The 15,143-nt window shown below is 48.1% G+C and carries 11 protein-coding genes and 2 tRNA genes; 7 read left to right on the top strand and 6 right to left on the bottom strand.

The window, feature by feature from the left end:
• Positions 1 to 30: 30 nt before the first annotated feature.
• Entirely contained in the window at positions 31 to 1,293 is a 1,263-nt protein-coding gene (fabF, locus tag F0L74_RS00265; RefSeq protein WP_149835851.1) for a beta-ketoacyl-ACP synthase II, read from the bottom strand.
• Positions 1,294 to 1,581: 288 nt separating this feature from the next.
• Here fabF and F0L74_RS00260 point away from each other — a divergent pair, with 288 nt between their 5' ends.
• From F0L74_RS00260 to F0L74_RS00245, 4 genes are all read left to right on the top strand, one after another.
• Positions 1,582 to 2,094 (top strand): RNA polymerase sigma factor, encoded by a 513-nt coding sequence (locus F0L74_RS00260; RefSeq protein ID WP_188315811.1) that lies wholly within the window; start codon positions 1,582 to 1,584, stop codon positions 2,092 to 2,094.
• A gap of 139 nt (positions 2,095 to 2,233) precedes the next feature.
• Complete coding sequence (locus F0L74_RS00255; protein WP_213086856.1) at positions 2,234 to 3,424, top strand: FecR domain-containing protein; 1,191 nt, start codon at positions 2,234 to 2,236, stop codon at positions 3,422 to 3,424.
• A gap of 142 nt (positions 3,425 to 3,566) precedes the next feature.
• Positions 3,567 to 6,938 carry a SusC/RagA family TonB-linked outer membrane protein gene (locus F0L74_RS00250; protein WP_246197580.1) on the top strand — a complete coding sequence of 1,124 codons (3,372 nt, stop codon included), beginning with the start codon at positions 3,567 to 3,569 and terminating at the stop codon, positions 6,936 to 6,938.
• 23 nt (positions 6,939 to 6,961) lie between these two features.
• Positions 6,962 to 8,596, top strand: a complete 1,635-nt coding sequence (locus F0L74_RS00245) for a RagB/SusD family nutrient uptake outer membrane protein (protein WP_149835848.1) — start codon at positions 6,962 to 6,964, stop codon at positions 8,594 to 8,596.
• Between the two features lie 110 nt (positions 8,597 to 8,706).
• Here F0L74_RS00245 and F0L74_RS00240 read toward each other — a convergent pair whose 3' ends face one another.
• Together F0L74_RS00240 and F0L74_RS00235 are read right to left on the bottom strand one after the other, a co-directional pair.
• Positions 8,707 to 9,765, bottom strand: a complete 1,059-nt coding sequence (locus F0L74_RS00240) for a fatty acid desaturase family protein (protein ID WP_149835847.1) — start codon at positions 9,763 to 9,765, stop codon at positions 8,707 to 8,709.
• Positions 9,766 to 10,093: 328 nt separating this feature from the next.
• A complete protein-coding gene (locus F0L74_RS00235; protein WP_149835846.1) occupies positions 10,094 to 11,743 on the bottom strand; it encodes a M28 family metallopeptidase in 1,650 nt (549 codons plus the stop codon).
• 135 nt (positions 11,744 to 11,878) lie between these two features.
• Here F0L74_RS00235 and F0L74_RS00230 point away from each other — a divergent pair.
• Positions 11,879 to 11,967 (top strand) — tRNA-Ser (locus F0L74_RS00230).
• A gap of 44 nt (positions 11,968 to 12,011) precedes the next feature.
• Positions 12,012 to 12,086: transfer RNA gene (locus tag F0L74_RS00225), tRNA-Pro, on the top strand.
• Positions 12,087 to 12,168: 82 nt separating this feature from the next.
• Here the strand turns inward: F0L74_RS00225 and F0L74_RS00220 are convergent.
• A complete protein-coding gene (locus F0L74_RS00220) occupies positions 12,169 to 13,143 on the bottom strand; it encodes a nucleotidyl transferase AbiEii/AbiGii toxin family protein (RefSeq protein WP_149835845.1) in 975 nt (324 codons plus the stop codon).
• A gap of 12 nt (positions 13,144 to 13,155) precedes the next feature.
• Positions 13,156 to 13,725 carry a DUF6088 family protein gene (locus tag F0L74_RS00215; protein WP_213086855.1) on the bottom strand — a complete coding sequence of 190 codons (570 nt, stop codon included), beginning with the start codon at positions 13,723 to 13,725 and terminating at the stop codon, positions 13,156 to 13,158.
• Positions 13,726 to 14,201: 476 nt separating this feature from the next.
• On the opposite strand from F0L74_RS00215, the gene F0L74_RS00210 reads away from it, so the two are divergent.
• A complete protein-coding gene (locus tag F0L74_RS00210) occupies positions 14,202 to 14,657 on the top strand; it encodes a YMGG-like glycine zipper-containing protein (protein WP_149835844.1) in 456 nt (151 codons plus the stop codon).
• On the opposite strand, the gene F0L74_RS00205 is transcribed toward F0L74_RS00210, so the two are convergent.
• Positions 14,644 to 15,132 carry a hypothetical protein gene (locus F0L74_RS00205; RefSeq protein ID WP_149835843.1) on the bottom strand — a complete coding sequence of 163 codons (489 nt, stop codon included), beginning with the start codon at positions 15,130 to 15,132 and terminating at the stop codon, positions 14,644 to 14,646. The genes F0L74_RS00210 and F0L74_RS00205 overlap by 14 nt on opposite strands.
• Positions 15,133 to 15,143: the final 11 nt, after the last annotated feature.

Raw genomic sequence — 15,143 nt, 5'->3', positions numbered from 1 at the left:
GGATAATCCGTAGTATTTGGTATCTGATCCTTATCCTTTGTATTTCGTGAACACCACAATAGCGTTATGACCGCCAAAGCCAAAGGTGTTGCTCATGGCTACATTCACCGTACGTTGCTGCGCCTGGCCAATGGTCAGGTTCAGGTTAGTGGGAATGCCTTCGCCCAGTGTGCCGGTATTGATAGTAGGCGGCACAATGTCTTCCTGGGTGGCCTTTATACAGGCAATCGCTTCAATAGCGCCTGCAGCGCCCAGTAAGTGACCGGTCATCGATTTGGTAGCGCTGATGTTTAGTTTCTGCGTATGATCGCCAAATGTGCTGGTGATCGCTTTCAGCTCGCTCACGTCGCCTACCGGGGTAGAGGTCGCATGCGCGTTGATATAGTCTACATCTGTGATCGTCAGTCCGGCGTCTTCCAGGGCTTCTTCCATGCCCATTTTAGCGCCCAGGCCTTCCGGATGGGTAGCTGTCAGGTGATAAGCATCCGCTGTCATAGCGCCACCGATCATTTCTCCATAGATAGTAGCGCCTCTTTTAACAGCGTGCTCATACTCTTCCAGGATGATGGCGCCGCCGCCTTCGCCCATTACAAAACCATCACGGTCTGCATCAAACGGACGGGAAGCTACGGAAGGATCTTCATTGCGGGTGCTCAGCGCTTTTAAGGCGTTAAAACCTGCAATGCCCGCACGGGTGATAGGCGCTTCTGAACCGCCGGCCACAATAGCTTTGGCCTTACCCAGGCGTATATAGTTAAAGGCGTCTACCAATGCGCTGCTTGAAGAGGCGCAGGCAGATACCGTACAGAAGTTAATGCCCATAAAGCCATATTTAATGGCTATTTGTCCGGCAGCAATATCAGAGATCAGTTTGGGGATGAAGAACGGATTGAACTTCGGTATAAAACCGCCATTGGTGAACTCAACGATCTGGTCTTCGAAGGTTTGCATACCGCCGTTACCGGAGGCCCATATCACGCCGATCTTTGTCTTATCAATACCATCCAGGTGAAGGCCTGCATTTTCAATTGCCTCCTGTGCAGCCACCATGGCATATTGGGTAAAGAGGTCCATTTTCCGGGCCTCCTTCTTTTCCATGAACTTCTCTATATCAAAGCCCTTCAGCTCACAGGCAAACTTGGTCTTGAATTCAGTGCTGTCAAATCGGGTGATAGGCGCAGCCCCACTGGTGCCGGCCTTGATATTCTTCCAAAAAGTGTTTACATCATTCCCAATAGGTGTTAAAGCTCCTAACCCAGTAACTACAACCCTTTTTAGTGAAATAGTACGCATAACAGTTTAATCAAATATTATAGTAGAGCGCAAATTTAGTTACTTATTCTTATAAAATGTAAAATGTAACATTTTAAATCTAAAATGGCAAAGCGGCATGCGCCTGGAATTTCCGCTTCTTCCGGCGGCAAAGATATGTTTTTGAAATATTAAGTACCTTCACCGATTATTGGGACATTTTGAAGGTTACACCTACGTAGGTTATATCTTATACCGCTACTCGTAAAGATGCTATCAGGCAACAATAGCCAGGAAGGAATTGAACAGGTTCGTGAACAAGAACTCCTGTTGATCGCGTCAACAGGCGACAGGGAAGCCTTTGCTACATTATATACGGCCTACTTTCCCCGCCTGTACCGCTATGTATATTTCACCATGCGCTCCCGGGCGGATGCGGAGGAGATCATCCAGGACATATTCCTGAAGGTATGGGAACGTAAAGAGACCCTGGCCGCCATCCGCTCCTTTGAGGATTACCTCTTTATTATGGTCCGTCACCGCTTGTTTGATCAGGCCAAACAACAGGCTACCCGTCAAAGGGCAGAGCTGTACAGTTCTGATGCGCAGCCGGAAGCCGGTAACTCCGTAGAAGGGGAGGTGATCTATAAAGAATACCATAAGGCCGCTCTGGAGGCCATTACCCGGCTGCCTAAACGCCGCCAGCTGATCTTTTTTATGCGTACCCAGCAAAGTATGTCCCTCAATGAAATTGCCGCCGCTGTCCGTATCTCCCGGTCGGCCGTAAAAAAGCACCTCTACGCCTCCATCCATTTTATTAAACAGCAGCTGCACATGGAATAGGGCCGGTTATTAAACAGTTGATAACAAATAATTTATAGCCTCCAACTCCTCCGTGTTAAGTTTTTTTTAAAAAAAACTGCCTTTCCCGGTGTCCATTTTAATGTGGCAACAGTCTTTATATGTATTGACGCAACAACCTATGGACGAGCAAACCATCATACCATTACTGGAAAAATACGCCCGGGGCGCTGTCTCGCCGGAAGAAGCGGACATCGTGACCGCCTGGCTGCAGCAGGTTACGCCGGACGAATTTGACCGGGTATTGCAGCTGTGCGATGTGCCGGAGGCCTTTAAAACGCTTCTGCCCATACCGCCGGATGTTGCCGCCTCGCTGGAAAGCAGCCTGGATAGGATGGAGGAAGGGAACGCCCTGCCAAGGCACGGCGTGTTGCTGATAAAAAGACTGGCAGTAGCGGCGTCCGTCTTACTGGTGCTGGCCGCCGGCGCTTTTTACTGGTTAAGGAAACCAGCGCAGCAGCCCCTGGCCAGCCGCGAAAAAACACCGGCCCAACCGGGTAACCCGCAACATGCGCCGGGCGGCAACCGGGCAATGCTTACCCTGGGCGATGGTTCCACCATTTCCCTGGATAGCGCGGCAAACGGGGTACTGGCCAGCCAGGGCAACGCCAGCATTGTAAAGCTGGCAAACGGACAACTGGCGGTGCGCATGCCCGCGGCAAACGATAACGATGAGATCATATATAATACTATTACCACCCCCACGGGCGGGCAATACCAGGTGATGCTGCCGGATGGCAGCAAGGTATGGCTGAACGCAGCCTCCTCCTTACGGTTCCCGAACAGGTTTGCCGGCGACCAGCGCAACGTGACCCTTACCGGCGAAGGCTATTTTGAAATAGCCCACAATAAGGCGCAGCCCTTCCGGGTACAGGTGAACGAAGCAACGGTAGAAGTGCTGGGCACGCATTTTAACGTGAATGCCTATAACGACGAGGCGGATGTAAAGACCACCCTGCTCGAAGGCGCGGTAAAAATGAGCAAAGGCCCGGCCTCCTTATTGCTGGCCCCCGGCCAGCAGGCACGCTTGCCAAAGAATGGGGATCTGAAGCTGGTAAAGGATGCGGATACAGAACAGGTACTGGCCTGGAAAAACGGCTATTTCCAGTTCGATAAGGCAGACCTGCCCGCCCTTATGCGGCAGATAGCCCGCTGGTACGACCTGGAAGTGGTATATGAAGGACCGGTGAAGGAGTTTGAATTTGTGGGCAAGATCGCCAGGAACGTATACCTGGCGGACGTGTTGAAGGCGCTGGAAAGCAGCGGGGTCCGCTTTAGGATGGAAGGCAATAAACTAATCGTTATGAGCTAGATAATATATAGAACAGTCCACAACAACAAGGTGTCCAAAAAAGAAACCGGAAATGCTGCGAACATTCCCGGCGGATGTTTGGATTCACCAAAAAGATGCGTTTTGAACAACTTTTGATCACTAAACCAAACCAAACAAAGTTATGAAACTACGGGTACAATGTAAAGTGCCGCAATGGCGGCGTTTTACAGCCACCAACCTGATTCTTGTTATGAAATTGACCACACTGTTTTTGCTGGTTGGCTTTTTACAGGTAAGCGCTTCGGGGTATTCGCAAAAGATCACCCTGGCGAAAAAGAATGTCCCCCTGAGCCGGGTATTTGCTGATATCCAGGCACAGAGCGGGTTTTCACTGCTGTACGACAACAAATTGATCAAACAGGCAAAGAATATCGATATCAACGTGAAAGAAGCGTCGGTAGATGAAGTACTGGCTGCCTGCCTCAAAGGCCTGCCTCTCACTTACGAGGTGGCCGGCAAGATCATTATCATCAAAGCCAAAGCTGCCGCTGCGGCGCCCGCCCCCCAGCCCCCGCAAACGGTGCAGGGTACGGTAAAGGACGAAAGCGGCCAGCCCCTCATTGGCGCGGTGGTATATATTAAGGAGCTTAAACGCGGCGCCCAGGTGTCCCCAACGGGCGCTTTCACCATCGCTAATATCGACCCCGGTACCTATACCGTCACCATCTCCTTCCTGGGTTACCAGCCGCAGGAAAAGCAGATCACCGTGGGGAACGAGGCCGTAAACATCGATATCGTGATGCAGCAGGCCATCAACCAGCTAAAGGATATCGTAGTGGTAACGGCCCTGGGTGTTAAACGCTCTGAGAAATCCGTTACCTACGCTACCCAGCAGGTAGGCGGCAATGAGCTTACCAAAGCAAAAACTTCTAACCTGGTTAATACCCTTAGCGGTAAAGTAGCCGGTTTAAGCATCAGCCCCAGCGCTTCCGGCGTAGGCGGTTCTTCTAAAGTAGTGCTGCGTGGTAACAAATCCGGCCTACAGAGTAACCAGGCATTGTATGTGATTGATGGGGTACCCATGAACAATACCGTTACCAATCAGCCTACCACCTCTTTTGGCGGCAGCACGAACTACGACGGTGGCGACCCGATCTCCAACCTGAACCCAGACGATATCGAAAGCATCTCCGTACTGAAAGGCGCTTCCGCAGCTGCATTGTATGGTAGCCAGGGCGCTAACGGCGTGATCCTTATTACCACCAAAAGTGGCAAAGCAGGCAAGTTAACGGTTAATGCTTCTTCTGTATACACACTGGATCAGGCAGTGTCCAAACCGGAATTCCAGAATAGCTACGGTCAAACGAAAGAAGGTAGCACGCAGAGCTGGGGCGGTAAGATCACCAACGGCGGCCACGATAACCTGGGTGATTTCTTCCAGACCGGTCAGAACTGGACCAACTCAGTAAGCTTGTCCGCAGGTACTGATAAAGCGCAATCTTATTTCTCTTATGCCAATACTTCTGCTAAAGGCATTGAGCCGGGTAATAAACTGGGCCGTAATAACATCACCTTTAAAGAAACTGGTCACTTCTTCAATGATAAGCTGACGGTAGAAGCGGATGTGAACTACGTAACGCAGAAAATAGACAACCAGCCCCTGGCCGGTTTTTATACTAACCCGCTCACAGGGCTGTACCTCTTTCCGCGTGGCGTAAACCTGGCGCCCTATAAGAGCGGTTTTGAATCCATTAACCTTGGTACCGGCCTGCCGGTACAGAACTGGGGATTCAATGAAGATATCCAGCAGAACCCCTGGTGGATCACCAACCGTAACACTAACTCCCTGGATCGTAACAGGATCCTGCTGAATGCCAGTGTTAAATATGATGTGCTCTCCTGGTTGAATATACAGGCAAGAGGTAGTATAGACAGGGTAAATGATGTATTTGAACAGAAACTGTTTGATGGCACCAACACCGTAATAGCGCCTAAAAATGGCGGCTATACCTACCGCAATGGCGTAAACACACAGCAGTACGGCGATTTGATAGCCAATTTCAATGTGCCGCTGTCTGGTAAGTTTAAAGTGACCGGCCTGGTAGGTACCAGCGTACGTGATGTAAAAACTACCGGTGAGTTCTTCTCTTCTCAACAAGATGGCCTGGTGCTGCCCAACATATTTACCATACAGAACTTTAAAGTGCTGAATCCGAAGAATTCAGGCACTATGCAGGAAAAACACAGCCAGTGGCAATCCGTATTTGCCAGCGCCAACCTTTCCTTTAATGATTGGGTATACCTGGATCTGACTGCCCGTAACGACTGGGCTTCTAACCTGGCCTATACAAATGACCTCAGCTATTTCTATCCCTCCGCAGGTCTGAGCTTTATTCTTTCACAGATGGTAAAACTGCCGGAAGTGATCAGCTATGCTAAAGTAAGGGGCTCCTTTGCACAGGTAGGTAACTCGCCGGATGCTTATACCAGCCGTCCCGCTCCCTTTACATTAGGTGCTGGCGGTAACGCGGTGATCAATACACTGGCGCCTTTTGCGGAATTAAAACCGGAAAAGACCAATTCCCTGGAATTGGGTACACAATGGCGCTTCTTCGATAACCGCCTGAACTTCGACTTCACCTTCTATAAGACCAATACCAAGAACCAGACCTTGCAGATAGACGCCAGCCAGGCTACTTTCTACAACAATTTCTACATCAATGCGGGTAATATCCGTAACCAGGGTGTGGAGATCTCACTGGGCTTTGATGCGGTTAACACCGGTAAGTTCAAATGGAATACTGCGCTGAACTATTCTTATAATGATAATAAAGTACTGGCGCTGGATCCCAGCGTATCTTACTTTACGCTGAGCGGTAACTCCGGCACCAACTATGAATCCAAATTCGCCGTAGGCGGCGCCTTTGGTGATTTTTACGGTACCGTATTACAACGCGATAAACAGGGCCGCGTAATGCTGGATAGCACTGGCGCCCCCATTCAGCAGGGCGGTGCATTCTCCTACCTGGGCAATGCCAATACCTTATGGCAGCTGGGTTGGAACAACAACCTTACTTACGGCAACTTTAGCTTATCATTCCTGATCGATGGCAAATTTGGCGGTCATGTAATGTCCCTTACCCAGGCCTTTATGGACCAGTATGGCGTTTCCAAAGCAACCGGTGATGCGCGTGACGCAGGCGGTGTGTTTGTAGATGCGGTAGATGCGACAGGCAATGCTGTGAACGTGGTGGATGCAGAAAAATGGTACCAGAAAGTAGGTGGCCGTAACGGCGTAACCGGTAACTATATCTACAGTGCCAGCGTGATACGCCTGCGTGAAGTAGCGTTGAATTACGCTATTCCCCTGGAGAATAAATTCGTTAAAGGGTTGAAGGTAGGATTGGTAGGCCGTAACCTGGCGTACTTCTCCAAAAAAGCGCCTTTTGATCCTGAAATGACCCTCTCTACAGGTAACGGGCTTTCCGGCGTAGACATCTTTATGCCGCCCGCAACACGCAGCTTTGGTCTTTCCGTTAATGCCACTTTCTAAAATTTGATTAAAATTATTGAAGGATGAAACGTTATCTCTCTAATATAAATAAACCTGCCGTTTGGAACAGTATGCTGTTGGCAGGTACCGTATTACTGGGCGCCAGCTCTTGTACAAAGAATTTCGAAAGGTACAATTCAGACAATACCGGCGTAAACACCAACCTGGAGTCATTGATCAGGCATGAACAGCGCGCTATCTATAATTTTTCCGGCGGCGGTGATCCCAACTCTTTCCAGCTGCAGCAGAACCTGAATGCGGATTGCTTTTCCGGTTATATGATGTCTGCCAACCCCTTTGGCGGTAATACCAACATGAACTATGCTTTAGTAAGCGGTTGGAACGGAGAACCGTTCAAAGTGGTATACCTGGATGTGCTGGCCTATGTAGCGCAGATGAAGCAGTTGAAAGTAGATGAGCAATACCCTCCCGTATGGGCCGTGGCGCAGATCACCAAGATCACTGCTATGGACCGCGCTACGGATATTTACGGTCCCCTGCCGTATAGCCAGGCAGGCGGTAACAAAACCGGCATTCCGTACGATAGCCAGAAAGATATCTATAACAGCTTCTTTACAGAGCTGGACGAGGCCGTGGCTAGCCTCAAATCCTTTATCAGCAGCGGACAGAAACTGCCTTTTGACTTTGGCGCTATTGACCTGGTGTATGGCGGCGACTTTAACCGCTGGTTACAGTTTGCCAACTCCCTGCGCCTGCGGTTAGCTATGCACATCGTAAAGGTAGATGCGGTTACCGCAAAAGCCCAGGCAGATAAAGCCCTGGATCCCGCAGCGGGTGGTGTGATCACCGCTAATTCCGGTAACATGAACATCCAGATAGTAGGCGCTGGTTTCGACAACCCGCTGGTACATATTGCCCAGTCATGGACAGATATCAATATCGGCGCTTCCATCCAGGCTTACATGAGCGGTTACAATGACCCGCGTATTGGTAAGTACATGGATAAATCTACTGATGCCCTCCCTGCCCTTAATGGTCAGTATAAAGGTATCCGCATCGGTAGCACCGTGCTGAAAAATGACTATGTAACTTACTCTACCCTCAATTTTAAAGACGGTAAAACCCCTTCGTTCAATTCCACCACACCGGTGCAGATCATGACAGCCGCGGAAGTATACTTTCTGCGTGCGGAAGCTGCGCTGCGTGGCTGGACCTCCGCCGGCGGTACCGCCCAGGCTTTGTACGAAACAGGTATTCAGACCTCTCTTGATCAGTGGGGCGTAGCAGACGCAAATTACATTACGGATGCAACCAGCAAACCGGCTGCCTATGCAGATCCAAAAAATGCAGCCAATAATTCCCCTGCCCTGTCTGATATTACCATCAAATGGGAAGAGGGTGTTACGCCTGAGCGTAAGCTGGAGCGTATCATGACCCAGAAATGGATCGCTATGTTCCCGGAAGGACAGGAAGCATGGACAGAGTTCCGCCGTACTGGTTATCCTAAGCTGTTCCCTGTAGTGAATAACAACAGCGGCGGTCTTATCGATAGTCGTATTCAGGTTAGACGCCTGCAGTATCCGCAGAACGAATACAATACAAATGCAGCAGAACTGAACAAAGGCATCCAGCTGTTAGGCGGCGCCGATAACGGCGGTACCCGTCTCTGGTGGGATGTTAATAAAGGTAATTTCTAAGATTTTCGATTTCACTAGGAAAGGAAACCATGCAAAAAAAGAGCGCTCATTTGAGCGCTCTTTTACTTTTTATACACTTATTAGCATAGGATATGAAAATCTTTCCCTCATCAGGCGGCTGCCAGTTGGGGAATCCTACGGGTACGTTGCTTAAGGAATAAGATCACCTCCTCATCAGAACCAAAACGACCGCCAATATTTACAAAATGTTTGGCCAGCAGGTCATACCGTTTCAGCATCAGGTAGGCAAATACATGCAGGTAATGGATGCCGTCAAATACCACCGCTTCATTTTTCACATATTCATCCAGCGTTTTGGTGAAATGATGCGGATACTCCGTCCAGTGTAAGGACGGTTTCAGGTGATGGCCGATATGATAGCCGTCGTTCCAGCACTGGTGGTTATAACTGGTATTAATGCAGGTAATACTGTTCTTATATGGATTAGCAGGCTCTCCGGCGCAGATGAATGCATGTTGCGCCCAGTTGCCTAGCATCATGATAATGCGGGAGATCACAAAGGGCAGGATGAATACCATTAAGGTAGCCGGCCAGTTTATAAAACAAAGCCCTACGCACATGGCAACAAACAGGAACTCGCCCCGTACGGAGCGGATCAGCAGGTTCTTACGGTTCTTTTTGATAAAATACCGGGCCAGGTGAAAGATACCGGCAAAGAAAAAGCTGCCAAAATACCGCGCAAAACCCCGCAGGGAATCACGCTGAAAATACATGGTGCAGCTATCATCATCCGGCATATTATTCTCCGGGTGATGCATGCCAATATGGTGGGAGTAATACGTCTCCGGCGTTTGGCCAAAGAACGGGCCCAGCACCCAGGGCAGGTAATGGTTCAGCACATTATACTTGCGCTCAAAGAAACAGCGGTGGCTGGTACAATGCAGCATCAGCCCGTAAGGTCCTTTGTACGCAAAATTGTTCAACGCAAAATAACCGATTGCCGCCGCCCACCATAACCAGCCGGGAACACCCGGTATATACATGATGATGGCCAGTGGAAGCATTGTGAAGGTGATCTTCAGCGTCAGGTAAACAAATGGCAGGTCACGCTCATCCCTGATCAGTGACCGGAAAAACAGTTGTAGGCTAGTGTAGGCGCGATCCGGTTTTGTATAAACAGGATCCGTCAATAGAGTAAATGTTTTCATTCCAGGTGTTTAAGAGGGTATAGGTAAGTGATAGTGATAGTCCGCGTATAGTGTCCTGAGCCGGACAAGGATCCGGCTCCTTCAACAAGATAACGTTTTGATTTGCATTAATAATGTGTAGAAAACGTTAAATCTGCCATTTTCCCGGGCAAGACGGTGCTTTTTAGGGCTGTATTTGCCCGAAATGCCAGTTTTTAGCCTCATAGTTAATTTTTGTTCCATGAGTTAGTCTTATGTATCATCCCCGTTCAGGCCGGTATTAAATGCGTAAGGGGTGAACATAGGCAGTATGCCTGTTGTTCACCCCTTACGCATTATACTGAAATCTTTATTTCTTTTCCCGCGCTGCTTTGAACTCAGAGCCCTGTTTCCATTTAGGGAAGGTCTCTTCATTGCTCAGCACATGCCCGATGTCAAATAACAGCTGAGCGTCTTCTACCATACCATCCAGTTCCCAGGTGCTGTCAAACTGGTCAAAAGGAGAGTGGTAGCGGTCGCGTCCATATTCTTCTGTTTTCATCTTGGCCCAGGCGGTATCGTGTGTCAGGGACATAGTGCCACTGCCGGCATACAGGGCGGGGATACCTACTTTGGCAAAATTGAAATGGTCAGAACGGAAGAAATGTCCTGCGGAGGGATGATCTTCGGGAGATACGGTGCGCCCTTGTTTGGCGGCTGCCCGTTCTGCATAATCATCCAGGTCTGACTGGCCCTGACCAACGATGGTGATATCTTTGGTGCGGCCATAGGTATTCAGAACGTCCATATTGATATCTGCCACCGTGCTATCCTTGGCATATACCGGATGGGTAGCATAATATTCAGATCCCAGCAGCCCTTGTTCTTCGCCGGTAAGGGCGATGAAAAGGATGGAGCGAGCCGGGTGCTGCGCCAGTTTGGTAAATGCGCCGGCAATTTCCAGCAGGGCTACTGTGCCGGTAGCATTATCTGCCGCGCCATTGTAGATGGAATCACCCTTAATGGCTTCGCCAATACCCAGGTGATCCCAGTGCGCAGAATAGATAATATATTCCTGCGGACGGGTAGCGCCCGGCCATACGGCCAGCACGTTATGAGAAGTGGATTTCTTCAGTTGGTTGTTGATCGTTACGGATGCGGTCACCGGCAGCGGTACCGGTTTAAAGCCCGGATGCTGTGCGCTTTGCAGCAGGGTATCGGACACGCCGGCCAGCTTAAACAGCTTTTTGGCGGCATCCAGCGTGATCCAGCCTTCCATCGCAGCGCGGGATTGCCCGTTATCTTCTGTTTGCAGGTACAGCTTAGCGCCAGACCAGCCGCTTCTTACCACCGCCCAGGGATAGCTGGCCGGCGCGGTATCGTGGATGATGATCACGCCCGCAGCGCCCTGACGCGCTGCTTCTTCATATTTATAGGTCCAGCGGCCGTAGTAGGTCATGGTATGGCCCTTAAACAGTGTGCTGTCTGTAAATCCGGGATCATTTACCATTACAACCACCGTTTTGCCTTTTACATCCAGACCGGCATAATCGTTCCAGTTGTATTCCGGCGCTACGATGCCATAACCGGCAAATACCAGCTCACTGTTATTCAGCTGCACCTGCGGCTGCACGCGGCGGGTAGTGGCTACATAATCATCCAGGTAGGCGAGGGAGAGCTTACCGCCTTTGCCTTTGAACTCCAGTGCGCCGGTAGGTTTGGAGGTGATCTCCACCATGGGTACTTCCTGTACGTAGCTGTCTCCGTTGCCCGGTTGCAGTCCCAGCGCTTTAAATTGCGCCTGCAGGTATTGGATGGTTTTATCCTCGCCGGGTGTAAAAGGCTTACGGCCCTCGAAAGAATCTGAGGCCAATACCTGTAGGTGTTTGGTAAAGCCCTCTTCAGTAATGGCTTTGAGGGCGGTAGAGTCATCGACGGCTGCCGCATTTTTCCCTGGGTTGCTATTGCAGGCGCCCAGGGCCACGGCAACTATCAGTAACAGACGATAGCTGGTTTGCATGAAAGGATGTGTTTAGCTGATAAATATAAAAAATTATGGGTAAACGATTGGGTGGGGAAAGGCTTTCAGCAAAAATCAGTAAATGCTTTTGGATAATTCTAAATTATTGCTATTTTTGCAGCCCCTTCACGGGACGGTGAGATGCCTGAGTGGCCGAAAGGAACGGTTTGCTAAACCGTCGTACGGGTAACACTGTACCGAGGGTTCGAATCCCTCTCTCACCGCAAAAAGGTTTGAGGATTTTTCTTCAGGCTTTTTTTACCGGATTCGGGGCGTAGCGTAGCCCGGTTATCGCGCCTGCTTTGGGAGCAGGAGGTCGCAAGTTCGAATCTTGCCGCCCCGACGATCAAGAAGCCTTACAGTGGATGCTGTAAGGCTTCTTTGTGTGCACGGAGGTTATGGGTATAAAGCGGTTCTAGCGATAGCTATAGTTTGTCCACAAAAGTTCGGATATATTTGACCATTTCATCGAAGTCTGGTTGCCCGTTATAATAAAGTTTCGCAGTGCCCTGATATCGTTTTCTGAAGTCTTTCATCAGTTTTTCGTCTGGTAATAGTAATGCTGGGTTTTCGAAGAGAGGTATTTCCTTATCCGCTTTTGAAAACCAAACATCCTTGTGGTGCTGGTATTCGTCAGTCTTAATAAATGCCTGAATCAGATCGGTCTGCAACAACTTGAATATATCATAGTATTGGCGCATAAAATTGACGATAGGGCCTTTGCGATCACCTTGTGTTTCATTACGGTATTTGGTGACAACAGTCTGTAGTTTTTCCACGAATGTATACCCCGGATGGTAACAAGCAATGCGCATGGCGCGACTGTCTGCGATGTTTAGTTTAACGGAAGTTGCTTTATCATACATCCAGGAACTGATATCGATGGGTGAGTTAGGAGTTACTTGTGCAAAGCCGGCTTCCAATAAAACTCCATCTTTCAGATCACCAATACTCTCGAACGGGCTCTCGTATTTTAATCGGATTCCACCGCTGCGATATTTCTGTATGTCATCAAAATCCGTATCCCTAAGCACTTCAACGATGCCGTCGATATGGATATTTGCTGCCAGCCAGTCGAAGAATATTTTTCTGTTGTCAAAAGTCGCCTGCTTATCATTTTTGGGGTTTTCGTTGATTACGATTCCCGTTTCCTCAGTGAATTTTTTAGGGGGGCTGATATGCAGATCGATATCTTCGGAAAATCGGTCGATTAACTTGAAACCTTTTGACAGGGAAGTGCCGCCTTTAAGTTCAAATACAAAACCCTGGGCTTTGAGACTGTGGAGCACATGCATGATCCAATAGTCCTTTTCGATCAGGGTTTCTTGTATTCCCATTTCTGCGGCCAGGGTTCTGATGAGGTCAAAAAAATCTTTTCTTTGATGAAGATAAACAGCCATGCATGGAAAGATTTAGGCCAAAGTCAAAAGTTTACGGGTTTTGGCAGTACCATATTTGTGTAGGGCATCGTCCAGCGCTTTAGTATCCATATCTTTAATTTTCCGTTGAACTTTTTCTAAAACCTGGGGCTGGTCTTCGGCCAATTGGTCTAAGTTATTTACTAAATCGACTATAATGAACGCTTCAGAAGCCTTTTTGGGAAAGGAAGATTTCTTTTTAAAAGTGAATGTCCGATTTCCCAAGATTATGTCGCCACTGCGCAGATGGTTATAGACAACCTTGTTATTGTATAATTGGGTCGTACCCAAGCTTAATTTGTTATAAATATTATAGGACGTGATCAGGAAATTGTCATCGTCCAGGAATTTCTTAACCAATGATTCATCGGAAGGCAATTGTACACCAAATGCATTATATATGGCAACGTAGTAAAGACCTGGTCCAACTTTAGTCAACGTTCCTTCAGAGACCAGCTTGGAGAGATCTCTGTCCACTGAATTGGACCACTTCTCCAATTCAGACCTTTTGTAAAGTCCGCCCTTTTTGAGGTGGCTTTTGAATTGCTGAAATTTCTGCACCATTAATTACTTTCCTCAAAATTAAGAATAATTCTAAAAGTGCATGAAATTTCGTCAAAATTCATGCATTTACTTAATAATTGATGCATTTTATTGTGATGAATATCAAATTGTTATATAATTTTTATTGCCTTATTTTAAGAAATTGTAGATTTTGAGCTGTTTCACTACCGTGATAGGGCGTACAGAATTCAAGCTCATCTAACATCGATTTCAAGCTCAAATTTGGGACTTTTTGAGCTCTATTTGGCAATCTGGTGAGCTCCAATTATCCTCCCTCCCCTAAGGCCGCCGCCTTTTCAATGCCTGCCAAAACGACTAATTCCCCTACTATTTATTATTTTTTAATAATTCTTAGTTATTGTATTCCAACATATAATATGAGTTTTTGCCTGTCATCCCTCCCTTTCAACTTCACAATGGCATAATTTTAGCCATTCCTCACCCAAAATCAACTTATATTCTAAAATTTCAAGACCATGAAACAATTATTGATCGCCTTTGCTGCAACAACCATACTCTTTTCCTGCGCAAACAACGCAGACCATGAAGCCATAGAAAGCGCAAAGAAAGATTCAATTACCGCAGCCACTGTCAAACAACAGGTGCTTGATTCCATCAAGGAAGCAAAAAGCAGCCATGCTAAAAAAAGCCAAAACGTTTCCAATAGCGACAACGCTACAACTGCTGACAATACCACCACTACCGATAATACAGCCACCACTACCACCACGCCCGCAAAGAAAAAAGGCTGGAGCCATACCGCTAAAGGCGCAGTAGTAGGTGCAGGCGCAGGGGCAGTGACCGGAGCCATCGTTAACAAAGATCACCTGAAAGGCGCTGCAATCGGTACGGTAGTAGGCGCAGGCATGGGTGCTGGTATTGGCGCCATCGTAGATCATGAGAAAAAGAAAAAAGAAGCTAAAAAGCAGTAACCTTCGCTTTGTTCCGGAACATAAAATAAGCAAGGATCAGTCCCAGCAGCAGGCCGCCGCACATATAATACACGAAATTGACCGGATCGATCGGGTAGCCTATAGTGGTGTTATCGCTTGTAAGTAATGCCGGTTTGACGATCCTTGTAAAGTACATTTTTACAAAATACTGCCGGATAAAGATCGCCAGGCTTATAAACAGCAATACAGTAATAACGGACGCAATTCTTTTACCGGTTGAATGGATCTTACCTGATCTCCAGGTTAATACCAGCAGAAGAGGAATAAGTGCCAGCAGTAGTGAAAAAAGGATGGAGGTTTTTACGATAGCGCCTAATTCCGTTATTTGAAATGAAATACCATCAATATGTGGCTCAAAAAACGTGAAGATGCTGTCAAAGAAAGTCTGCCCTATTATAAAAAGGGCAACAGAAAGCACTAATGCAGCTGTATATGTGAGTTTCGGATTATTCAAATCATTACAAT

This window comes from Chitinophaga agrisoli, from assembly GCF_008386695.1.
In the GTDB taxonomy this organism is placed as follows: domain Bacteria; phylum Bacteroidota; class Bacteroidia; order Chitinophagales; family Chitinophagaceae; genus Chitinophaga; species Chitinophaga agrisoli.
The sequence above is the reverse complement of the archived record's forward strand: the minus strand, read 5'-3'. Positions and strand labels throughout refer to the sequence as shown.